The 20,774-nt window shown below is 46.4% G+C and carries 21 protein-coding genes; 14 read left to right on the top strand and 7 right to left on the bottom strand.

The window, feature by feature from the left end; genetic code table 11:
- The first annotated feature begins 9 nt into the window (after positions 1-9).
- Positions 10-1,614: a SusD/RagB family nutrient-binding outer membrane lipoprotein gene (locus tag BEL04_RS20675; protein ID WP_066007061.1), complete on the top strand. Its 1,605-nt coding sequence runs from the start codon at positions 10-12 to the stop codon at positions 1,612-1,614.
- Positions 1,615-1,630: 16 nt separating this feature from the next.
- Positions 1,631-2,545: a DUF4397 domain-containing protein gene (locus BEL04_RS20670; RefSeq protein WP_066007059.1), complete on the top strand. Its 915-nt coding sequence runs from the start codon at positions 1,631-1,633 to the stop codon at positions 2,543-2,545.
- A 747-nt stretch (positions 2,546-3,292) separates the two neighbouring features.
- Here BEL04_RS20670 and BEL04_RS20665 read toward each other — a convergent pair.
- Positions 3,293-4,621 (bottom strand): amidohydrolase family protein, encoded by a 1,329-nt coding sequence (locus tag BEL04_RS20665; protein WP_066007330.1) that lies wholly within the window; start codon positions 4,619-4,621, stop codon positions 3,293-3,295.
- 22 nt (positions 4,622-4,643) lie between these two features.
- Entirely contained in the window at positions 4,644-7,748 is a 3,105-nt protein-coding gene (locus tag BEL04_RS20660) for an amidohydrolase family protein (RefSeq protein WP_066007057.1), read from the bottom strand.
- 159 nt (positions 7,749-7,907) lie between these two features.
- Between BEL04_RS20660 and BEL04_RS20655 the strand changes: the two genes are divergently transcribed.
- The 4 genes from BEL04_RS20655 to trpC all read left to right on the top strand — a co-directional run bounded on the left by BEL04_RS20655 (position 7,908) and on the right by trpC (position 11,553).
- Positions 7,908-8,357 (top strand): cytochrome B, encoded by a 450-nt coding sequence (locus tag BEL04_RS20655; protein ID WP_066007328.1) that lies wholly within the window; start codon positions 7,908-7,910, stop codon positions 8,355-8,357.
- A gap of 232 nt (positions 8,358-8,589) precedes the next feature.
- Positions 8,590-10,035, top strand: coding sequence for an anthranilate synthase component I family protein (locus tag BEL04_RS20650; RefSeq protein WP_066007055.1), 1,446 nt, complete (start codon positions 8,590-8,592; stop codon positions 10,033-10,035).
- Positions 10,036-10,045: 10 nt separating this feature from the next.
- A complete protein-coding gene (locus BEL04_RS20645) occupies positions 10,046-10,675 on the top strand; it encodes an aminodeoxychorismate/anthranilate synthase component II (protein ID WP_066007054.1) in 630 nt (209 codons plus the stop codon).
- A gap of 95 nt (positions 10,676-10,770) precedes the next feature.
- The gene (gene trpC / locus BEL04_RS20640; protein ID WP_066007053.1) at positions 10,771-11,553 is read left to right on the top strand and encodes an indole-3-glycerol phosphate synthase TrpC; all 783 of its coding nucleotides are present in this window, start codon (positions 10,771-10,773) and stop codon (positions 11,551-11,553) included.
- Between the two features lies 1 nt (position 11,554).
- Here the strand turns inward: trpC and BEL04_RS24785 are convergent, their stop codons facing one another.
- The gene (locus tag BEL04_RS24785) at positions 11,555-11,839 is read right to left on the bottom strand and encodes a type II toxin-antitoxin system RelE/ParE family toxin (RefSeq protein ID WP_083228016.1); all 285 of its coding nucleotides are present in this window, start codon (positions 11,837-11,839) and stop codon (positions 11,555-11,557) included.
- Entirely contained in the window at positions 11,824-12,051 is a 228-nt protein-coding gene (locus BEL04_RS24100) for a hypothetical protein (protein WP_066007052.1), read from the bottom strand. Before BEL04_RS24100 ends, BEL04_RS24785 begins: the two co-directional genes overlap by 16 nt.
- Positions 12,052-12,150: 99 nt before the next feature.
- Here BEL04_RS24100 and BEL04_RS20630 point away from each other — a divergent pair, with 99 nt between their 5' ends.
- From BEL04_RS20630 to BEL04_RS20615, 4 genes are all read left to right on the top strand, one after another.
- A complete protein-coding gene (locus BEL04_RS20630) occupies positions 12,151-12,615 on the top strand; it encodes a hypothetical protein (RefSeq protein WP_066007049.1) in 465 nt (154 codons plus the stop codon).
- Between the two features lie 59 nt (positions 12,616-12,674).
- Positions 12,675-13,061 carry a toxin-antitoxin system YwqK family antitoxin gene (locus BEL04_RS20625; RefSeq protein WP_139113126.1) on the top strand — a complete coding sequence of 129 codons (387 nt, stop codon included), beginning with the start codon at positions 12,675-12,677 and terminating at the stop codon, positions 13,059-13,061.
- 72 nt (positions 13,062-13,133) lie between these two features.
- On the top strand, positions 13,134-14,318 hold the full coding sequence (hflX, locus tag BEL04_RS20620; protein ID WP_066007045.1) for a GTPase HflX: 1,185 nt from the start codon (positions 13,134-13,136) through the stop codon (positions 14,316-14,318).
- 57 nt (positions 14,319-14,375) lie between these two features.
- Positions 14,376-15,458 (top strand): alginate lyase family protein, encoded by a 1,083-nt coding sequence (locus BEL04_RS20615; RefSeq protein ID WP_066007044.1) that lies wholly within the window; start codon positions 14,376-14,378, stop codon positions 15,456-15,458.
- On the opposite strand, the gene BEL04_RS20610 is transcribed toward BEL04_RS20615, so the two are convergent.
- Entirely contained in the window at positions 15,452-16,165 is a 714-nt protein-coding gene (locus BEL04_RS20610) for a hypothetical protein (RefSeq protein WP_066007043.1), read from the bottom strand. The genes BEL04_RS20615 and BEL04_RS20610 overlap by 7 nt on opposite strands.
- Positions 16,166-16,436: 271 nt before the next feature.
- Between BEL04_RS20610 and rbfA the strand changes: the two genes are divergently transcribed.
- The 4 genes from rbfA (at position 16,437) to BEL04_RS20585 (ending at position 18,512) form a co-directional block, all read left to right on the top strand.
- On the top strand, positions 16,437-16,811 hold the full coding sequence (gene rbfA / locus BEL04_RS20600; protein ID WP_066007038.1) for a 30S ribosome-binding factor RbfA: 375 nt from the start codon (positions 16,437-16,439) through the stop codon (positions 16,809-16,811).
- A 5-nt stretch (positions 16,812-16,816) separates the two neighbouring features.
- Positions 16,817-17,524 (top strand): peptidoglycan DD-metalloendopeptidase family protein, encoded by a 708-nt coding sequence (locus BEL04_RS20595; protein WP_066007035.1) that lies wholly within the window; start codon positions 16,817-16,819, stop codon positions 17,522-17,524.
- Between the two features lie 27 nt (positions 17,525-17,551).
- Complete coding sequence (locus BEL04_RS20590; protein ID WP_083228015.1) at positions 17,552-18,220, top strand: TonB family protein; 669 nt, start codon at positions 17,552-17,554, stop codon at positions 18,218-18,220.
- A gap of 94 nt (positions 18,221-18,314) precedes the next feature.
- Complete coding sequence (locus tag BEL04_RS20585; protein WP_066007326.1) at positions 18,315-18,512, top strand: cold-shock protein; 198 nt, start codon at positions 18,315-18,317, stop codon at positions 18,510-18,512.
- A gap of 64 nt (positions 18,513-18,576) precedes the next feature.
- Here BEL04_RS20585 and BEL04_RS20580 read toward each other — a convergent pair whose 3' ends face one another.
- Together BEL04_RS20580 and BEL04_RS20575 are read right to left on the bottom strand one after the other, a co-directional pair.
- Complete coding sequence (locus BEL04_RS20580; RefSeq protein ID WP_066007033.1) at positions 18,577-19,710, bottom strand: glycosyltransferase; 1,134 nt, start codon at positions 19,708-19,710, stop codon at positions 18,577-18,579.
- Positions 19,694-20,665, bottom strand: a complete 972-nt coding sequence (locus BEL04_RS20575) for a hypothetical protein (protein ID WP_066007031.1) — start codon at positions 20,663-20,665, stop codon at positions 19,694-19,696. Before BEL04_RS20575 ends, BEL04_RS20580 begins: the two co-directional genes overlap by 17 nt.
- Between the last annotated feature and the right edge of the window lie 109 nt (positions 20,666-20,774).

The following is a 20,774-nucleotide window of genomic DNA, read 5'->3' as shown; positions in this document are numbered from 1 at the left end:
TAAGAGACAATGAAAAAGATAAAATATACAATACTTGCAGCCTTAACGCTTTGTACGGCGAGCAGCTGTAAAAAATATGTAGATGTAAATAACAACCCCAATGCACCGGTAGCGGTTTCGGCATCAGCTTTAATGCCATCGATGCTGGCCGGCATGGAGCGCGGCGTTTGGTTTGATAGCCGTTTTGTAGGGCAGTATGCGCAGATATGGGGCTCATCGGCATCACAAAATGTTTGGGATCAGGAAGGGTATGCTGTGGGAAGCGACAGCGGCGGCGAGATTTGGCGCTCGGTTTACTTCAGCCTTGGTGCCAATACCGGCTTGCTTTGGCAGGATGCCATACCAAAACAACAATGGGACTATGTTGGTGCGGGCTGGGCCATGCGCGCCTGGGGATGGCAGGCTGGTGCCGACGAGTACAACAACATGATAGTAAAGGAAGCGTTTGACCCAAGCCGCCTTACTTTTGACTATGATGTACCCGAGGATGTTTATGCCGAAGTTGTAAAAGATGCGCAGATGGCCATCAACTACTTTAACCTGGCTATCAACACCGACCACTTGACTATATCCCCGGCCCTTAAAGTTGGTGATTATATGTACTACGGCGATCGCACCAAATGGATCAAATTTTGTTATGCCATTTTGGCCAAAAACCAGTTACATTTAACCAACAAATCAATATTTAACCCAACGCTTGTTGCCAAATATGTTGATAGCTCGTTTGTGAGCAATGCCGATAACGCCAGCATAAAAAATAATGGTTCGGTATCGGGCGATTCGAATTTCTGGGGGCCACTACGGGCGAACCTGGGTTCGTTCCGTCAATCGGATTTTATTGTTCGTTTGCTCGACGGTCGTATCTTCACCGGTTCGTCGACCCCTAACAATACTTTAGACCCGCGCATTAATATCCTGATAGCGCAGAGTAAAGATGGCGTTTACCGTGGTGTGATTGGCGCAGGCGCCGACCCAAACTCAGCAGATGCCAACACCTTAATACCATACCTGTTTAGTAACGGTAACGGCACCGGTTATACCGGCGCTGCCTATCCTTCGAATGCAGGTACCACGCAAAAGTATATCTATAACGACAACGCGAGGGGGGTTTTAGATACTTATGCCGAAGTACAGTTCTTCAAAGCCGAAGCTTTGTTTAAGAAGGGCGACCTGGCAGGTGCGTACACAGCTTATATTAACGGTATAACAGGTAGCCTTGATTTTTGCAGCAACCCACCACAGGGAGACAATTTAACGGGTACGCAAAACGTGATAAGCGCCGCTGCTAAAACAGCGTACTTAACCGGCCCTTGCGTAAAGCAATCGGCAGCTACCTTAACACTGGCCGATATCCTGCAGCAAAAATTCATCGCACTGTATGTTTGGGGTGCTATAGAGGCCTGGTGCGACGAGCGCAGGTATAGCTACGATACATCGATATTCCAGGGTTTCCAAAAACCATCCCCATTGTATCCTGATAATGCAGGTAAACAGGTTTACCTGTTAAGGCCGCGTTACAACTCGGAGTACATTTGGAACGTACCGGCTTTGAATAATATTGGCGCTTTAGCCCCGGATTATCACACTAAAAAACCATGGTTTATTTTACCGTAATTAAAAGCGAAACAACATGAAAAAAATATTTTATATAGCGGCTTGTGCGGTTGCGTTTGCACTATCAAGTTGCGACAAAAGTGTGATAACCCAAGCTGGCGTAGCTGCTTCGGGTGTACAACTCAAATTCTTTCACGCCGCGCCGGGTGTGCCTGCACTTGATGCATATGCCAATGGCGTACAGGTTACGCCGCAGCAAACCGTGTCGGTAACCGATAACGCGTTGCCAGGCTCTATAACCACCGGTTACATATTTAACGGCGTGTTTCCGGCAAGTAACTATGCTGTAGTTGCATCGGGCAACACCGCTATCAAGGTAGTGGCCTCAACACCGGTACCGGCTTTAATCAGCCCGCAAACGGTTGCCCCGGCAACGGTGATTACCAACGTAACCCAGGCAACTACAAGCGGCGACGCCTATTCTATCATCACTTCGGGCCTGCCGGGTTCGGTAGCCACGCCTGTAACTTCGTTTGTGGTAAAGGATGTATTCCCAACTCCGGCAGCGGGTATGGCTTATGTAAGGCTTGCGCACATGATACCCAACGGCGGCGCGGTTGATATTGCGGGTACCTATACGCCAACTGGTGGTAGTGCTACTACAGCAACTGTTATAACTAATGTGTCGTATGGCACAATCGGTCAGTTTGTGGCCGTTCCGGTTAATGCGTTGGGCACTACTACTTATACCTTCCAGGCGTATTTGACTGGCACAACCACCAAGCTGGGTGCCACTACAGCACCGCCGTTAACACCAGGACGTTATTATACGCTGGTATTAAAAGGCCTGGCAGCTGATTATGCGGTACCAAATACCAGCATTACCCTTAAAGCCAGTGCAAGGCCGTCCCTTCCGGTTACCGACCCTCAAACCAAATACCCGGAAATATACTTTAACGCGCCGGGTTTAAATTACTATACCAACAAATAGGGGTATAGGACATTCTTTGAAACACATTGTTTAATAAATAGTTGATAAGTGAAAGTCCCGGCGGTTGCCTGCCGGGGCTTTTTTTGTTTTATATAGGTTGAGTATTGCTTGTATATGCGCCTAAAAATGCGTAAATTTAGGGCTAAGGCGCAAAGCCTCTTGGTTTATTGGGCTTGATCAGGTTCCTGATCTGCCGAAAAATTTCTTACAATTTCCCCCTGATAAAGAGTCAGGATGCCAGAGTCAGGAATCAAGACAAGGAGTTATTTGAAAATACCGAAGAATACCTATGTGCTAACGGGAAGCTGCGTTAGATTGCAGCGCCCGCCTGCCGGACGGGCAGGGATACCGGCCCAGTGGCTAAGGCCGGTGTAGTATGAGCGGAAAGCGCGGCCCACAGGGAACGCCCTGAAATAGAATCAAAAAGCATGAGTCAGGACGTGACACAGATACCCATAAATACCCATGTGTTTAGTTTTGAGAAGTTATTGAGACGGCACCGACAACGGCGTAAATTGAATAGAAAACGCCTGGAAATCTCTTACAATTCCCCCCCCCCTGGGTTTAATGTTTGAAGCCCGCCTGCCGGCTGGCAGGGATTGAGTTATTGAATGAATGATTGTTTTTTTGCATTGGAAAATCAATACTTAACAACCCATATTTACTCATGTCTGCTCTGGGTAAACAAAAAAAGCGACGGGGTTCAAAACCCGTCGCTTGATGATTTACGCAATTTGATTCAAAACCTTAATCGGCTTTTACTCCGTATTTGTCGCTGAATTTGCGGTACAGTTGTTTGTGCAGGTTATCGAGGTTGATATCGCGGCCCTGGATAAAGGCGCGGGTGACATCGAGGCTGATCATATCCAATGCATCGCCATTCGAAATGAACAGGTTGGCATCTTTGCCGGTTTCTAAACTGCCTGTAGTTTTATCGATGCCTAATATTTTGGCATTGTTGAGGGTGATCATCGATACGGCCTGTTCTTTAGTTAAACCGTAACCTACGGCCTGGCCGGCCTCGAAGGGCAGGTTACGCTGGCGCCAGAAACCGATACCGGTTAAGCCGTACAGCACGCCATCATCCTGCAGGATCTTTGGCATTTTGTAAGGTAAATATACATCGTCATCGTCTTTTGGAGGCAAAGCCTGGGTTTCTTTCAGGATTACAGGTACGTTGTTCTCTTTCAATACATCGGCAACGAGGTAAGCTTCCTTACCGCCGACGAGTACCGGTTGTATACCGTATTTTTTGGCGAAAGCGATAGCCTGTAAGATCTCTTTACTGCCGTCGACATTGATGAACAGCTTTTTCGTGCCATTAAATAAACCGGCCATAGCTGCGAAGCGCAGGTTTTTAACGGGCGCCTTGGCTTCGGCGTAAGCTTTGGCTTGTGCGAAGTATGAGTCGAGGTTATCCAGGGCTTTTTGTGCACGTTCGGCGGGCGTTTCGCCACCGGCTACTGCTGCAGCGCCACGAATACCGCCGCCACCACCGCCACGGCGCCTGCCGCCTGCCACGGCCGGCCAGGTCAGGTGTACGCCGATATCGGCTTTGTACACGGCGTCTTCCCAGTTCCAGCCGTCGAGCATCATTACCGACGACTGGCCCGAAATGGTACCGCCGTCAGGAGTTGGCTGCGCCAGTAAAATCCCGTTTGAACGCACCGTAGGTATAACTTTCGAATCGGTATTGAAAGCGATGAGCGAACGTACGTTGGGGTTCATATCGCCGGTTTCCTGGTCGTCTACAGTGCCTTTGGCACCCTCTTCGATCTCGATCAAACCTAAAGTAGTGATAGGGCAGATAAAACCCGGATAGATTTGTTTGCCGGTGGCGTCGATGGTTTTAGCGCCGCTTATTGCCGGCGCTGCGCCTGATCCCACAGCGGTGATCTTGCCTTTATCAAAAGCGATATAGCCGTTGTCGATCACCTGGCCGTTGCCTACGTGTATGGTAGCGCCGGTGATGACGATAGGACCAGATTGCGGTTTGGCCGGCGATATAGTTGCCTGCCCATAGGTAAGGATAGTGCCCAGCAATAATCCTCCTAAACTTAAAAATATCTTCTTCATGATTGTTTTTCTCTTAATGGGATTATTTTGAACCACCTTGTGAATTACCTAAACCCGATACAAAATCAGCCTGTTCATCTTCAGTTGTTTCGCACTCGTATTGCGGGCGGCGGCGGCCGCCGAATCCGGCACGTTGTGTTGTAGCGCCGCTGCCTTTAGCTTCGATCATTTTCTGGATCAGGCGGGCCTCGTCGGCCTTGAGGGCTTTTTGCTTGGCGGCATCTTTATCCAGTTCCCAGTAAGGTACGCCATCTACATAGGTTTTCTCGCAAATTGCGTAGATAGAAAGCGGATCGGCCGACCATAATACGATATCGGCATCTTTACCAACTTTGATACTGCCGACCTTGTTATCGATATGCAGCATTTTAGCCGGGTTAAGCGTAACCAGTTTCAGGGCCTCTTCTTCGCTCATCTTGCCATAGGTAACCGATTTGCCGGCTTCCTGATTCAAACGGCGGGCCATTTCCTCGTCATCCGAGTTGAAGCCGGTTACCAAACCAACCTCGTGCATCAGCTTGCCGTTGTACGGGATAGCTTCGGCTACCTCGTTTTTGTAGGCCCACCAGTCGCTGAAGGTTGAGCCGGCTATATTGCGCGATTTCATTTTATCAGCAACTTTATAACCCTCTAAGATGTGGGTAAAGGTATTGATGTGGAAGCCCATCGAATCGGCTACGTGCATCAGCATGTTGATCTCGCTTTGCACGTACGAGTGGCAGGTGATGAAGCGTTTGTTATCCAGGATCTCAACCAGTGCATCCAGTTGCAGGTCGCGGCGTACGGTACTGCCTTTTACCGCACGTGCGGCTTTGTATTCCTTAGCACGCTGGAACGCATCGACATAAACCTGCTCAACGCCCATACGGGTTTGCGGGAAACGCGGGTTGGTGTTGATGCCGAAGTTATTGCTGCCTTTAACGTTTTCGCCCAGGGCGAATTTGATGAAACCATCGGCGCCTTCCATTTTCAGTTCTTCAGGAGCTAAACCCCAGCGGTGTTTGATAACCTGCAGCTGGCCGCCGATGGGGTTGGCCGAGCCGTGCAGGATGTGTGAGATGGTAACGCCACCGGCTAACTGGCGGTAAAGGTTGATGTCTTCGGAGTTGATCACGTCGGCGGTGCGAACTTCGGCTGTAACCGAGTGTGTGCCTTCGTTAACGCCGCCGGTAATGGCGATGTGCGAGTGCTCATCCACAATACCCGGCGAAATGTGTTTGCCGGTAGCATCGATGATGCGGGCACCGGCCGGTGCGCTGAGGTTTTTGCCCACAGCTTTGATCTTGCCGTTCTCGATCAGTACGTCGGTATTTTTCAGGATACCTTCTTTTTCGTTTGTCCAGACCGTTGCGTTTTTAAACAAAGCTGTTTCAACCTTCGGTATTTCGGCATTGCCATAAGCTACAAAAGGATAAATTACCGGGCCAACATTGGTTGGGGTTTTAGCTGCATTGGCATTGTTTCCGCCACGACCGCCGAAGCCGCCCGGGCCGCCGGCTTGTGCAGGGCCGGTATAAGTAGCTACCCAGGGTGTAGAAGTGCCATCGGGCAATGTAGCAAAACCTTTCATGGTAACAGGGGATACCGAAGTGATGGTACCGGCGAGGCGGATATTGCCTGTCGGGTTACCTTTCAGGTCGAAATAAAAGCTTACCCCATCGCCGGTACGGGTAAAGGTGCCTTGTGTACGTGTACTATCTACGCCGGTATGCATCGCCGAAAGGCTGACAGTTGCCGGGGTAGCGCCGCTCAGGTTTAAAGTAATATTTGATAAGCCTGCGCCTGTTAGGTTATAAGCGCCGCGCAGGTCGGTAACTTCCATTTTGCCTACCACGTATTTGCGGCCCTCAACCCAGTTTTCATAAATTACGTTGTCTTTTTTGAAAAGGTCGGCAGAAGTGATCAGGAAGTTGGCCAGCTTGCCGGTAGTAAGGGTACCTACCTTATCGCTAACGCCCAGCATTTCGGCAGGGATAGTGGTTAATGCATTTAAGGCTTGTTTTTCGGTCAAACCAAAATCCATCGCTTTTTGGAGGTTGGCCCAGAAAGTAGTGTTATTATCTAACCCGTAAGTGGTAATGGCAAATCGAACGCCCGCTTTTTCGAGTGTGGCAGGGTTGGTCGGGTCGAGTTCCCACTCTTTCATCTGTTCGTAAGTAATGTTACGGGCATCGGCGGGGTCCTCAACGTCGTAAGCCGACGGGAAGGTAAGCGGGATGATGAAACTGCTGCCGGTGGCTTTCATTTCATTCAATCGCTGATACTCTTTGCCATCGGTTTTAAAGATGTATTGCTTGCCGAACTCTTTGGCGATTTTGCTGGCCCGCATCACATTCAGCGGGTCGGTTACCTCGAAGATCTGCGGTAAGCTTTGGGTTTTATTGAACTCGTCTAAAGATATATTATACTCTTCTTTTTGATTTTTATACCAGGCAGCATCATAATAAGTCTGGCGCAATAGCGCTATACTACCCATTAACGACGATGGATAATTAGTTGCGGCGGTGCCTTTGCTGAACGAATAGTGCGCTGCGGCAACATCGTTCAATACAACTTCGTTATCCCGCTCGTCGCCCAAAACCACCACCATTGATGTACCGCGGGCAATGCCATCGTGAATTAGCGATTGTACGGTACCGAAACCAATTTTTTTCAGGTCGGCCGCTTTGGTAGCATCAACATGAAAAACTGCTTTGGCGGCCATTTCAGGTTTGATAGCCTCGTTCCAGCCATAAGGGCCAGATTTAGTGGATACCATTACTGTTGATCGGAGGCCAAAGCCGCCACCGCCAGCACCTCCGGCGCCAAATTGCGCGCGCGGCGCTTCGGGCATGCCGTAGGTTGTATAGGCATCAATGAGGCTCGGATAAATGTACTTGCCTTTCAGGTCGACGGTAATATATCCTTTGGGGATAGCGATACCCGCGCCTACGGCTTCGATAAGCCTGTCTTTAACTAAAAGCGTTCCGTTAGTAATGGTTTGATCGGCATTTACAACAATGGTTGCATTGGTAAACGCGTAGAGCCCCGGTCGTACGTCCCACGCGCCGTTAACCGGAAAGGTCTCCTGGGCTTGCGCTAAATGGAACAATAGCAGAGCCAAACAAAAGAGTAGAGTTCTTTTCATTGTTAATAAGATTGTCAGTTAATGTATTGAGTCACTAATATATAAAACTGATCAGTCATTTTTGCCCGGATGCCTAAGCATCAATGTATTTGTTACAAAAAAGCGCAAAAAACACATGCATTGATATTTCTTGTATATTCGCAGCAAAACTTTATCGATATGAACGCTTACAGCATATTCAAGTACCTGCACTCGGGTTTCAGGTACGTGGTTCTGATACTGATATTGGTTGCCATTATACAGGCGCTTGTTGGCTACACCGGTAAAAAGCCTTACACCGAAGGCAACCGCAAGATCAACCTGTTCGCCATGATATCGGCACACACCCAATTGCTGATCGGTTTTATACTGTACTTTTTGAGCCCTTATGTAAAGGATTTCAGCAAGGCTACCATGCAGGATACGGAAGCCCGTTACTGGACGGTTGAGCACTGGTCGATGATGCTATTTGCGATAGCGCTGATCACCTTCGGGCATATCCGTTCGAAGAAAGCCACGCTGCCCGAAGCCAAGCACCGGGCCATATTACTGTTTTATGTGCTGGCCGTGGTTGTGATCGTGGCTGCTATAGTACAAAGCCACAGGCCGTTTTTCGGGATTTCGGCATAAATTAAAAAGAAAATTATTTCATGTAAAAGTTTGCTAATTCGAAAAACTTTCTAAATTTGCGTCCACAATGATCAAAAACGCCCATAACCTGACTTGGTGGCACCATATAATAATGGCAGCCGGATGATTTATTGATCTGTTGAATCACTAACAATTATAAACCTATTGAAACCCGGCCGATACCAATTCGCCGGGTTTTTTTATTTAACGATACTTTGAACGACAACACAACATGAAGACATACAAATTAACCACAACCTACAAAAAGCTGCTTGCCGATACCACTACGCCGGTGAGCATCTATCTGCGGTTGCGCGATGTTTTTCCGAATTCGCTTTTGCTCGAAAGCTCCGATTACCACAGCCGCGAAAACAGCATGAGCTACGTTTGCTGCGAACCGATTGCGGGTTTGGTATTGAACGATGGAGAACTGAAAAAGAACTATCCGGATGGCAGCATACAAACCAGCGCCGCCGGCAGTTTTGAACTAACCAACGAGATCGAATCGTTCCTGAAAGCGTTTGAGGTGGAGCAACCGCCTTTAAAGATGATCAGCAACGGCTTGTTTGGTTATTTTACCCACGAGGCCGTTGAGTTTTTTGAGACCATCAAGCTAAAAATTGATGACAACGATATCCGCAAGATACCGGTGATGCAATACCATATCTATAAATACATCATCGCGATAGATCATTTTAAAAACGAGCTGTACATCTTCCAGAATTGCTACGGCGATGGCTGCGATGATGAAGGTTTGCAGAAAGTGGAATACCTGATCAAAAACAAAAACTTCCCCGAGTACCAGTTTGAAAGTAACGGGCCCGAAAGCTCGAACCTGACCGACCAGGAATTTATGGATATGGTGGAAAAGATGAAGAAACACATCTATCGCGGCGACGTGTTCCAGATCGTGCCTTCGAGGGCTTTTTCAAAACCTTTCCTGGGCGATGAGTTTAACGTGTACCGTGCGCTGCGCTCTATCAACCCGTCGCCATATCTGTTCTATTTCGATTACGGTAACTTCCGGATTTTCGGCTCGTCGCCCGAGGCGCAGATCACCATCAAAAACCGTGAGGCAAGTATATTCCCGATAGCAGGTACCATTAAGCGTACCGGCGATGATGAGAAAGATGTGGAGCAGGCACGCAGGCTGGAGAACGACCCGAAAGAATCGGCAGAGCATGTGATGCTGGTCGACCTGGCCCGTAACGACCTGAGCCGCCATTGCGAAAACGTAAAGGTAGAGGCATTTAAAGAAGTACAATACTACTCGCACCTCATACACCTGGTCTCGCATGTAAAAGGCAGGTTGAAAGATGGCGAATCTTCATTCAAGATCGTAGCCGACACCTTCCCTGCCGGAACGCTGAGCGGTGCGCCAAAATACCGGGCCATGGAGATCATCGATGAAAACGAAAAAACCAAACGCAGTTTTTACAGCGGTGCCATCGGCTTTTTAGGTTTTAACGGCGATTTTAACCATGCTATCATGATCCGCTCGTTTTTGAGTAAAAACAACGTATTGCATTACCAGGCTGGTGCGGGTATTGTTGCCGATTCCATCGCGGTAAACGAACTGAATGAAGTAAATAGTAAAATAGCCGCCCTGCGCAAGGCGTTAGAAATGGCCGAAACCCTGAACGAGCCAACACAAAAAACCGAGGCGTTAATTAATTAAACCGAACAAGATGGAAAGCAATATATTAATTATAGATAATTACGATAGTTTTACCTACAACCTGGTGCACCTGGTTAACGAACTGGGTTTAAGCTGCGAGGTTTGGAGGAACGACCAGTTCGCGCTGGAAGATGTGGACCGGTTCGACAAGATCATCCTGTCGCCCGGGCCGGGTATACCATCAGAGGCTGGATTGCTATTGCCGGTGATTGAAAGATACGCGCCGATAAAAAGTATATTTGGCGTGTGCCTGGGCCAGCAGGCTATAGCCGAAGTATTTGGCGGTACTTTGTATAACCTGAGCAGGCCTATGCACGGCATTGCTACGCCCATTAAAGTAACTGATGTAAAAGAAGTGCTTTTTAATGGCTTGCCATCGATTTTCGATGTGGGCCGCTACCACTCGTGGGTGGTAGCGAATGAAGGCTTGCCGGCCGACCTGGAAGTTACCGCTATCGATGAGCAGGACGGTTCGATCATGGCGCTGCGGCATAAAACGTATGATGTGCGAGGTGTACAATTCCACCCGGAAAGTGTGCTGACTGAATATGGTAAAGAAATGATGCAAAACTGGCTGGCCCCCCAACCCCCTAAAGGGGGAGCAAGGGATACAGTGGCCAAAAGTTTTGTGAAGATATAAGGCCGCTAACCCTAAAGGGGGACAAAGGGCTGATAAGAATAAATGTTTAGAACAATTTTAGGACAATAAATTCCCCCTTTAGGGGGTTAAGGGGCATGAACATACTCGATAAAATAGTCATCAATAAAAAGAGAGAAGTTGAGGCCGATAAGCAGCAAATGACGGTAGCGCAATTAGAAAGCTCGCCTTTCTTTAAGCGCGAAACCTATTCGTTCCGCGAGTTTTTGCTGGCACCGGAACGGACGGGTATCATTGCCGAATTTAAGCGCAAATCGCCATCAAAAGGCATTATTAACGATCAGGTTAAAGTTACCGAGGTTACTGCGGCCTATGCTGCGGCTGGTGCTTCGGCATTATCAGTGCTGACCGATACCGATTTTTTTATGGGCAACAAAGGCGACCTGTGCCAGGCGCGGGCCGTTAACCAGGTGCCTATCCTCCGCAAGGACTTTATGATCGATGAATACCAGATCGTGGAAGCTAAAGCACTGGGTGCCGATATCATTTTACTGATTGCCGCGATACTGACCCCTCAGGAAATAAAGGGCATGGCGGCTTTAGCCAAAAGTTTAGGTTTGAATGTGCTATTGGAAGTGCATAACCTGGAAGAACTGCAGCGCAGCATCGACCCTAACCTCACAGCTATCGGCGTAAATAACCGCAACCTGGCCGATTTTACTGTATCTGTTGAAACCTCGTTCAAATTATTTGAGCATATTCCTAAAGAGTTTTTAAAGATCTCCGAAAGCGCGATCAGCAATGTGGATACCATTAAACAATTAAAAGCGGCCGGCTTTAACGGGTTTTTGATCGGCGAGAATTTTATGAAGGAAGCTGATCCGGGGAAAGCGATGGCGGAGTTTGTGAAGGGGTTGTAACTTAAAAATTAATGTCTTCTTTTTGATGATATATTGAAGTTATTTCGATCGTAGTTTCTGTATTGGTATAAAAAATGTAAAAAGTATCCCAAACAAATAAAAGCTGATCGGGTAGATTGGTACGTATTCCGAGTAGTGGATGTTTGCTAAGGGTTTTTAGGCTGGAATGAAGATTCCGTATAAACTTCTTAGAATAAGTATCTGATCGATTTCTGCGATTATTAAATTCAACTATTCTATCAATATCGGCGTACGCTTTTTTTGAAAAGACTATCCTTTTAGCCATTTCTCATACTTAGCTTCAAAATCATCCATCGTAAAAACATCGCCTTTTTGTATATCGATGATACCTTGCCTAATCCCGGCTTCCATATGCTCCGGCACAACAAAAACTTCATCTTTACGATGAATTAATGCATCTACTAACTCCAAAAGTTCACGATCATTTAAATCGTCAACTTTTTGATGGATGGATTTTTTAAGTTCTATCAAAGTCATGATATAAAATTACAAAATATTCCAAAAACAATTGTTACCTCAATAAACATATAAACGCCAAGAGTTGCTAACTTGTATAACCCATACCATACACAGATTATGAAACGATATTGCATTATCATTTTAGCAGCTTTTACCTTTATAGGCTGTAAAGACGGCATAGATGATCAAAGCAAACGGAACGATGAAAACTGTTGGTGGGTTGATGCAAAAACCGGGAAAGGCCGGTGGATACCAATAGGCGATCATCGAACGGTAAAAAGCGGCCGATATACCTTATTCTATCGTAATGGTAAGATATTCGAAACGGGTAAGTTAGTCGAGGGTAAAAACGTTGATACGATTTTTAACTATGATAAGAATGGCCATCTTCTTGAATACGTTTTGTTACAGCAAGACACAACTAATTATTATATTTTAACGGATGGCCCTAAAGTTTATTTTTATCAGAATGGGGGAAAAAAAGCTGAAGGAATCGCAAAGAATCACCAGATAGGCGATAAATGGAGAACATATTATAAAAACGGAAGGATCAGCTGGCCAAAAATTATAATAATGGAGTAGGTTGGGAAACTCATTATTACGAAGACGGTAATGTTAGAGATAGCGACTACTACGATGGGGTGATATTATTAAACTGGAAACATTGGTTTGAGAACGGGAATTTGGAAGGGGTTAATACTATAGCCAATCATAACTTTAATGGAATATCAAGGCACTACTTTGAAAGTGGCAAAATAAAAAGTATTGAAAATATAGCCGACGGAAAAGCCAATGGTGAGGTCAGGAACTTTCGCGAAGATGGAACAATTGAAGGTGTGCAGCATTATGTGAATGGCGCAAGGGAAGGTAGACAGGTGGTATATTTTGAAACTGGCAAAATTAAAGTGGATGCAAACTATAAAGGCGGGCAACCAGATGGTGAGGTGAAGATTTATAACGAAGATGGAACGTTATTTGGCATAAAAATATATAAGGATGGCCAGGAAATGAGCAGGCAAAAATTTTAGTGGACCCGTTAAACAATCGAACAAAGAACCTCTTATAAAGATTGTGTATCTTTGTAATCCGAAGAATATTTAATGAAACAAAAATTTTATGATACTGCTGTGAAGCAGGAGCGGGCAGTTTTAGTGGGTGTGATCACTCCCGATCAAACTGCCGAACAGAGCAAGGAGTACCTTGACGAACTGGAGTTTTTAGCCATGACCGCCGGTGCCAAAACCGAGGCTATGTTCACCCAAAAAATGCAGCGGCCCGAGCGTGCCACTTTCGTGGGAACGGGTAAGCTCGAAGAAATTAAAGCATATATCGACTCGGAGGAGATCGATATGGTGATCTTTGACGACGGCCTGTCGCCATCGCAGCTGCGCAACATCGAGAACGAGCTGAAAGTAAAGATCCTCGACCGCAACAACCTCATCCTGGACATATTTGCCGCCCGCGCGCAAACCGCGCAGGCGCGTACACAGGTGGAGTTGGCGCAGTTACAATACCTGCTGCCGCGATTGACCCGTATGTGGACTCACCTGGAGCGCCAGAAAGGTGGTATCGGTATGCGCGGACCGGGTGAATCGCAGATCGAAACCGACCGTCGGATCATCCTCACCAAAATATCCCTGTTAAAGGAAAAACTGAAACTGATTGACAGGCAGAACGAGACACAGCGTAAAAACCGCGGCCAGCTCATCCGCGTAGCACTGGTGGGTTATACCAACGTGGGCAAGTCGACGATCATGAACATGCTCTCCAAATCGGATGTGTTTGCCGAAAACAAGCTGTTTGCTACGCTGGATACTACGGTGCGTAAGGTTGTGATCGAGAACCTGCCCTTCTTGTTATCGGATACGGTCGGTTTTATCCGTAAACTCCCCCATCATTTGGTAGAGTGTTTTAAATCGACACTCGACGAAGTTCGCGAGGCGGATATTTTGATCCACGTAGTAGATGTTTCGCACCCTAATTTTGAAGATCAGATACGTACGGTTAACGAAACGCTGAAAGAGCTTGGCGCGATAAATAAGCCGGTGATCACCGTTTTCAACAAGATCGACGCCTATAAACCGGTGGCTATCGATCCGGAAGAGCCTGAACTGAAAATGACCCTTCAGGACTTTAAACAAAGCTGGATGGCCAAAAATAACAGTCCGGCCATATTCATTTCGGCGCTGAATAAGGAGAATGTTGACGAGTTCAGGGCGTTGCTGTACGATCGCACCAAAGCCATCCATACCCAAAGGTACCCCTACGATAATTTATTATATTAGCAGGGGTTAAACCTTTGCCCGCTTGTCGCCTCTAAAACAAACCGCAACCCTTTTATAATGAAGAAGATCTTTATCACCGCAGTTTTGTTGTCGTCCTCCTTTTTGGTTAAGGCGCAATATGTTGGCTTGAATAATACCGAGGTCGGTAAATTAAAGCAACTGATAGAAGCCGATGCCGGGGTAAGGGCTATGTATAAAAATTATGAGGCCATTGCCGATGCTTCACTGAATGTGAGCCCTAACCCGATAGATACTATCCTGAGCGAAGGCAAACTGGAAGGCGACCCTAAAAAAACAGCTACGGCTTTTGCTTTGAAGGACATACAGAAGATCTATACCTCGGCATTGGTGTATAAACTTTATGGCGATAAGGAATACCTGAAAAATGCTGTGCAATACCTGCTGGCCTGGGCAAAGCTCAATAAATCAAAAGGCGACCCGATCGACGATACCAACCTGGATGGCGCTATCGAAGCTTATGATATGCTGAAAGGCAATATCAATGCTGCAAATAATACCGTTATTACCGATTGGTTTAAGCAGGTTGCCGCAGCCGAAATCAAAACCTGGAAGCCCAATAAAGAAACAGGTTATAATAACTGGAATTCGCACCGCCTGAAAGTTATGGGCGAAATTGCTTATGCGATAAACGACCCGGAGCTGCAAAAATTCACTGTCGACGGTTTAAAGAAACAGATTGAAGTAAACCTGTATGCTGATGGATCGGGAGTTGATTTTAAACTGCGTGATGCTTTGCACTATCATGCTTACGACCTCGAACCGTTGCTCAAACTGGCCATCGTATTAAAACGCGCTACCGGCGTTGACTATTATACTTACGTGTCGGATAAGCAATCGTCCATCAAAAAATCGGTGGAGTGGTTTTTGCCCTATATCACCGGCGAGAAGACACACGGCGAATTTGTGAACTCAACAGTGGCTTTTGATAAAAAACGCGCCATGAACGGGCAGGCCGAATACAAAGCCGGCACCTTATTTAAACCGGCTAACGGGTTGAAAACTTTGGGCCTGGCCGGTTATTTCGATCCGCAATACCTAACCGTCATCCAAAAAGTAAAAGCGACTGATAAAACTTATCCCGACTGGCAGGCGGTATTGAATAAAGTGATGCTTCAATAGCCATAGTACGGTACAGGTTTACGGTAATTAGTAACGGTACCCAGGCCCACCTTAAAAGTTACCGAAAGATAGTTGTAAAATTTGATGGACGACAGCGAGGTATAGCCATCCAATCCCTTGCCAAATGCCGTGTTAAAACTGTAACCAAAATCAACCCGGTAACGGGGCATATCGTAATAGTTATACAACTTAAATTCGTAACCCAACCTTAGCGGTACCACAACGTTGACGCTCGAAGGCAAAAAAGGGTAAACATTTGAGCCATTGCCACTCAACCCGGGCGGAATTGTAAGTTGTATATAGGTGATGGAATTTGTCATGAAGCCTACCCCGGTGCCCACATAAATGTTCTTAAGCGCATTCGAAACATCATTGTACTCATAATCGATTAATTCGCCCAATTGCAGGTCGGCATGAGCCATCATCGCAAAATAAGTATTGGTAAACTGGCGCTGATAATAATCATAAGGCGACCCGCCGGCCAACTGGCCAAACTGTGTCTCTAAAGTATAGGTAAAAAAGGGCGTGGCGTTATAGTTAACATTAAAATTAAAAGCTGCTTTGGTAACCTTGGTATCGGTGTTGCCATAAGCAATGGTACTTCCCAGGCCTGCACCAATGCTAAACTGATGATAGTCGAATCCGTTTTGTGCAATGGCAGTAGCATTGGTAGCAATAAATAACAGTAACAAGATAAACCTTTTCACTATACGCGGCAGATGATTGCGGGTAAAAATAACCCTAAATTATCAAAGAATAAATTTATGCAACAAAATTGTAATTGGATGTATAACGCTTTAACAAGGTAATAATTATTTATTGGTTCAGTTATAAACAATCCGTGTTTTTTTCTTCCGTTTAAAAACCAAATGTGCAGTTTAATCTTTATTATTGTGAAACAGCAGATGTTGATGTGATTGCCCTTTACCATCCAGAAAAATCTGTGATCATCTAACTGCCGAGTCAAAAATTTAACTTATGGAATCAAAACGTCAACAAAAATTTGCAGGAGTGATACAGGAAGACCTTGCAGCCATATTTCAGCGCGAAGGGATGAGCTTTTTGCCAAACACCCTGGTAACCATTACCAAGGTTAGGGTTACGCCCGACCTGGCGCTTGCCCGCATATTCCTGAGTTTTTTTAACAGCGCTAATACGCAAAGCGCATTGCAAACCATTAAGCTGCACGCATCCGAGATCAGGTATAAGCTGGGCGCACGTATTAAAGACCAGGTGAGGATCATCCCTCAACTGGAGTTTTTTATAGACGATACCAGCGAGTACGTTGAGCGCATGGATAAGATCTTCGACAAGATCAGCAAAGAAGAACGCCAGAAAGAAAGCGAAGAATAAGCAGCATGGATAAGCACCGGCAACTTAAACAGTATATCGCCCGGCATGGTGCCGAAATAAGCAAGGTAGTTTACGTCGATCCGAAACGCCACCAGCTGTTGCCGCTCGATTTTACTGCCGGCAGCAAGCAATTATCGCCCGAAATTATTGGCGATACCTTTTTATTCTCCGAATGGTTGTTCAAGACTTTGAAAGAGAAAAAATGTAAATACGGTATAGGCGGCTATTTTGAGCATCGTACGCTGTACAACAATAAGCCGCTGTTCAACACTGATGGTGAACCACGCAACGTACACCTGGGGGTGGATGTATGGGGCGATGCCGGTACGATGGTAAAAGCGCCAATGCAGGGCATTGTACATAGCTTTGCCGATAACAGCGGAGCGGGCAATTATGGCCCGACCATTATTTTAGAACATGACCTCGATGGTCTGAAACTATATTCGCTGTACGGGCATTTAAGCACAGATTCACTCCTGGGCCTATCCGAAGGCATGGCTATTGAAAAAGACGAAACGCTGGGCGAATTCGGCTCCTCAGAAGAAAACGGTGGTTGGGCGCCGCACCTGCATTTTCAGTTGATGTTTGATATGCAGGGTTGGAAAGGGGATTATCCGGGCGCCTGCCGCGCATCCGAAGAAGAAAGCTACCGGCAGAATATTGCCGACCCGAACCTGATACTCCGTTTTCCGGAGCAGGTGATAATCAAATAAACAAAAAGGCGTTTTATTATAAAAAGGATGAAGAACCGCTTTATAATAACTACCATTTTATTGCTTGCCGGCTTTGGATGGGCCATGGCGCAGCCGCATCTTAAGGGCGGCGAAAACGCTTTGGCTTATTTTTTAAAAGAGAACCTGGTATACCCCGAATATTCGCGACAAAATTGCATATCGGGTACCATACAGGTTAGTTTTAACATCGACGCACAGGGTAGAATCCATAACGTTAAGATCTACAAAGGCATGGGTATCGACCTTGATGACGAGGCTATCCGCGTGCTTAAACTTACCTCGGGTAAATGGATAGTCCCCGAAGATAACGACCCCAACGCCAACCTGGTGATCCCTATCAATTTTAGCGCCGACCAAACCCGCTGCCGCGAAAACGGTAATACCGATATGGGCGCAGCCATCGAGGCTTACAAGGCCCGCCAGGCTTTGGTTGATGCAGTGACCAATTACTATAGCAATAAGTACCTGGGCAAAGCCGATACGACCAAGGAAAATGAGATCATCGCGCTCAAGGAACAACTGGGTTTTGACGATGATTTTGCCGACAGGATGGTAAAGCAGGCCAACCGCAAATTAAAAGAAGGCGATAAAGAAAGCGCCTGCGAAGACTGGCTGTTTGTGCGCAACATCGGCAGCAACAAAGCCGACAGTATGTTGAGTAAATACTGCCATTAAACATACCTGAAGCCTGTTTTTAAAATAAATATTAAATTTTAGGCTGTTTAGCCAAATTTTATTTGCACTTTTGCTTAAATTTAATAAAAATATAATGCAACAAGGTAAAGTAAAGTTTTTTAACGAAACTAAAGGGTTTGGATTTATCGTCCCAACCGATGGCAGTGAAGAAGTGTTTGTTCACTCTTCAGGCTTAAAAGATCAGATCCGTGAAAACGACGCGGTTCAGTATGAAGTAGAACGTGGTAAAAAAGGTATGAACGCTGTTAACGTAACAGTGGTATATAACTAAAATATATTATCATTATCGTGAGCAAGGCCCTGTCCCGATAGCTATCGGGACAGGGCCTTTTTAGTTACTGTACGTTGCGCCCCTTCCAGTGGTACTTTTTGGTGTTGCCCATAATGCCGACATATACAAAGTAGATAATATGCACAGGCGATAAGAACACCAGCAGCAACACCAGGTTGGCCCGTTTCAAAAATACGTCGATAGGGGTCAGGAATATGATTTCGAAGATGGTTTTTAGTGCAAACTGCAACAACAAAAGCTTCCAGAGATCTGTATTGATAAATCCCAGCAACGCATTTACCAGCATCGAGAGGTTAAACAGCCAGATACCGATAGCTACGGCCACTACCTTTTTATCTTTATATTTTACCGATTTTGATGCCCAGCGCCGCCTTTGCTGTAAAAACTCCTGCAGGGTGTGTTTGGCATGGGTATAAACAATGGCTTCGCGCTTTTTAAGGAAACCGATTTTACCGGGATGTTTCTCCGCTACTTTTTGCAGCAGCAACTCGTCATCGCCCGAGGCAAGGTCGTCTATCCCCTTAAAGCCGCCTACTTCGTAAAAAGTATCCTTGCGATAGGCAAAGTTGGCGCCGTTACAGGTTGATGCGCGCCCGTTACCGATAAAGGCGGCCCCCATGCCGATGAGGTACGAAAATTCTAAAGTTTGCAGGCGCTCAAATAAATTCTTCTCATCAAAATAGGCCACCGGCGATGATACCATCACCAGGTCGTTACTCTCATAATAACTCACAATGGATGACAGCCATTGCGGGCCCATACGGCAGTCGGCATCGGTGCAAACCAAAAAATCGCCGGTCGAGAGTTTAATCGCTTCGGCAATAGCACGCTTTTTATAGGAGTTTAGGGCTTTTTCATCCCACAGCTGTAATAGCCGTACGCCCCTGCCGGCGTAGCTGCCGATTATCTCAGATGTCCGGTCGGTCGAATGATCGTCGGCAATGATGAGTTCGAACAGTTCGGCGGGGTAGTCCTGCGCTAAAATATCATCGATGGTGAGGGCTATCTTTTCTTCTTCATTCCGTGCGGCAATTAAAACGGTCACTTTGGTTTTGCAGGCTTTCGCCGATGACGGAGGAGGTGTTTTTAAGCGTGCCCACCCGATGATGAGGTAGCATAAGACACCGAGGTAAACACCGGTACACAAGAGCGAAAGAATACTATGAATTTCTATCAAAGAAGTTGATTTTTAATACAAAAACAGAACCTAAAATAGCCGGGATGATCAGGTTGGTCAACCATATCGACGATACCGCCGCTATGACTGCCAGTTTTTCGCCGGTAATATAGCCAAAAAATGTAGAAGCGGTCATGCCGCGTAGCCCAACGTCGATAATATCCAGCGTGGGTAATGCCGATTGCACAAAAAAATTATTGAACACCATCATCATTACCGGGAAGGCTGGCAGCGCGGGCAGCAGCAAGTGAATGACCAGGTAATACTGGAATGAAAACACCGAGAAGCGCGCCAGGCAAAACAGCATCACCTTGATAAGATGATCTTTTTTGTATCGCCCCACGATCTGGAAAAACCGGCTGTATTTTTTAAGGAACGAAATATGGCCAAGCCAGCCGGCCAGCCATTTGATGTTGAAATAACAGATGAGCTGAAAAAGCATCCATGCCGCGCCGAGTATCGTAATCAGTGCCAGCATCCATGGATTGAGGTGTAGGTAGTTATATAAAAACCAAAGTAGCGCAGTAACTCCCAGGGTGTTGGTTATAGTACCCTGCCCAAACTGACCCACTCCCATCACAAATACGCCGTAAACCCGTTTATGCGGAGGTAAAAACAAAACGCGGCCACCGTACTCGCCTAAGCGGTTGGGGGTAAATATGGCCCAGGTGAGCCCGCAGAATATCGCCTCGACCGATCGCCAGAGCGTGGTGGGCTGCAGCTCGCGGGTGAGGTATTTCCATTTCATGGCTTCGAGCACCCAGTTAACCAGCATCAAAACCACAACGGCGCCGAGCGTATATACTACATGGTTATGATCGAGCTTTGAGATCAATACCCTGAACTGGCCCAGTTCGCCTTTATTGCTCACGCTTCTATAAATAAACCAGTAGGCAACGGCAATGATGAGTGCCTTGATGCTGTACGAAGTAATTTTTTTAGCCGTCCTGGTCAAAAGTGATAAGTAAGTAAATGTTTTTGCAATGTTACAAAATGCGTTACACAAGCACTCTATAACGCGCTTATTTATTAATTTGTTTTAACATAACGTTAAGCTTTGCTTA

It is taken from the genome of Mucilaginibacter sp. PPCGB 2223 (genome assembly GCF_001705515.1).
GTDB lineage: Bacteria > Bacteroidota > Bacteroidia > Sphingobacteriales > Sphingobacteriaceae > Mucilaginibacter.
This window is presented reverse-complemented; position numbering and strand designations above follow the sequence as displayed.

Excerpts from the sequence above, each read along its gene's own strand:
- BEL04_RS20675 (WP_066007061.1), top strand. The coding sequence starts at position 10 with ATGAAAAAGATAAAATATACAATACTTGCAGCCTTAACGCTTTGTACG.
- BEL04_RS20670 (WP_066007059.1), top strand. The coding sequence starts at position 1,631 with ATGAAAAAAATATTTTATATAGCGGCTTGTGCGGTTGCGTTTGCACTA.
- BEL04_RS20665 (WP_066007330.1), bottom strand. The coding sequence starts at position 4,621 with ATGAAGAAGATATTTTTAAGTTTAGGAGGATTATTGCTGGGCACTATC.
- BEL04_RS20660 (WP_066007057.1), bottom strand. The coding sequence starts at position 7,748 with ATGAAAAGAACTCTACTCTTTTGTTTGGCTCTGCTATTGTTCCATTTA.
- BEL04_RS20655 (WP_066007328.1), top strand. The coding sequence starts at position 7,908 with ATGAACGCTTACAGCATATTCAAGTACCTGCACTCGGGTTTCAGGTAC.
- BEL04_RS20650 (WP_066007055.1), top strand. The coding sequence starts at position 8,590 with ATGAAGACATACAAATTAACCACAACCTACAAAAAGCTGCTTGCCGAT.
- BEL04_RS20645 (WP_066007054.1), top strand. The coding sequence starts at position 10,046 with ATGGAAAGCAATATATTAATTATAGATAATTACGATAGTTTTACCTAC.
- trpC (WP_066007053.1), top strand. The coding sequence starts at position 10,771 with ATGAACATACTCGATAAAATAGTCATCAATAAAAAGAGAGAAGTTGAG.
- BEL04_RS24785 (WP_083228016.1), bottom strand. The coding sequence starts at position 11,839 with ATGGCTAAAAGGATAGTCTTTTCAAAAAAAGCGTACGCCGATATTGAT.
- BEL04_RS24100 (WP_066007052.1), bottom strand. The coding sequence starts at position 12,051 with ATGACTTTGATAGAACTTAAAAAATCCATCCATCAAAAAGTTGACGAT.
- BEL04_RS20630 (WP_066007049.1), top strand. The coding sequence starts at position 12,151 with ATGAAACGATATTGCATTATCATTTTAGCAGCTTTTACCTTTATAGGC.
- hflX (WP_066007045.1), top strand. The coding sequence starts at position 13,134 with ATGAAACAAAAATTTTATGATACTGCTGTGAAGCAGGAGCGGGCAGTT.
- BEL04_RS20615 (WP_066007044.1), top strand. The coding sequence starts at position 14,376 with ATGAAGAAGATCTTTATCACCGCAGTTTTGTTGTCGTCCTCCTTTTTG.
- rbfA (WP_066007038.1), top strand. The coding sequence starts at position 16,437 with ATGGAATCAAAACGTCAACAAAAATTTGCAGGAGTGATACAGGAAGAC.
- BEL04_RS20595 (WP_066007035.1), top strand. The coding sequence starts at position 16,817 with ATGGATAAGCACCGGCAACTTAAACAGTATATCGCCCGGCATGGTGCC.
- BEL04_RS20590 (WP_083228015.1), top strand. The coding sequence starts at position 17,552 with ATGAAGAACCGCTTTATAATAACTACCATTTTATTGCTTGCCGGCTTT.
- BEL04_RS20585 (WP_066007326.1), top strand. The coding sequence starts at position 18,315 with ATGCAACAAGGTAAAGTAAAGTTTTTTAACGAAACTAAAGGGTTTGGA.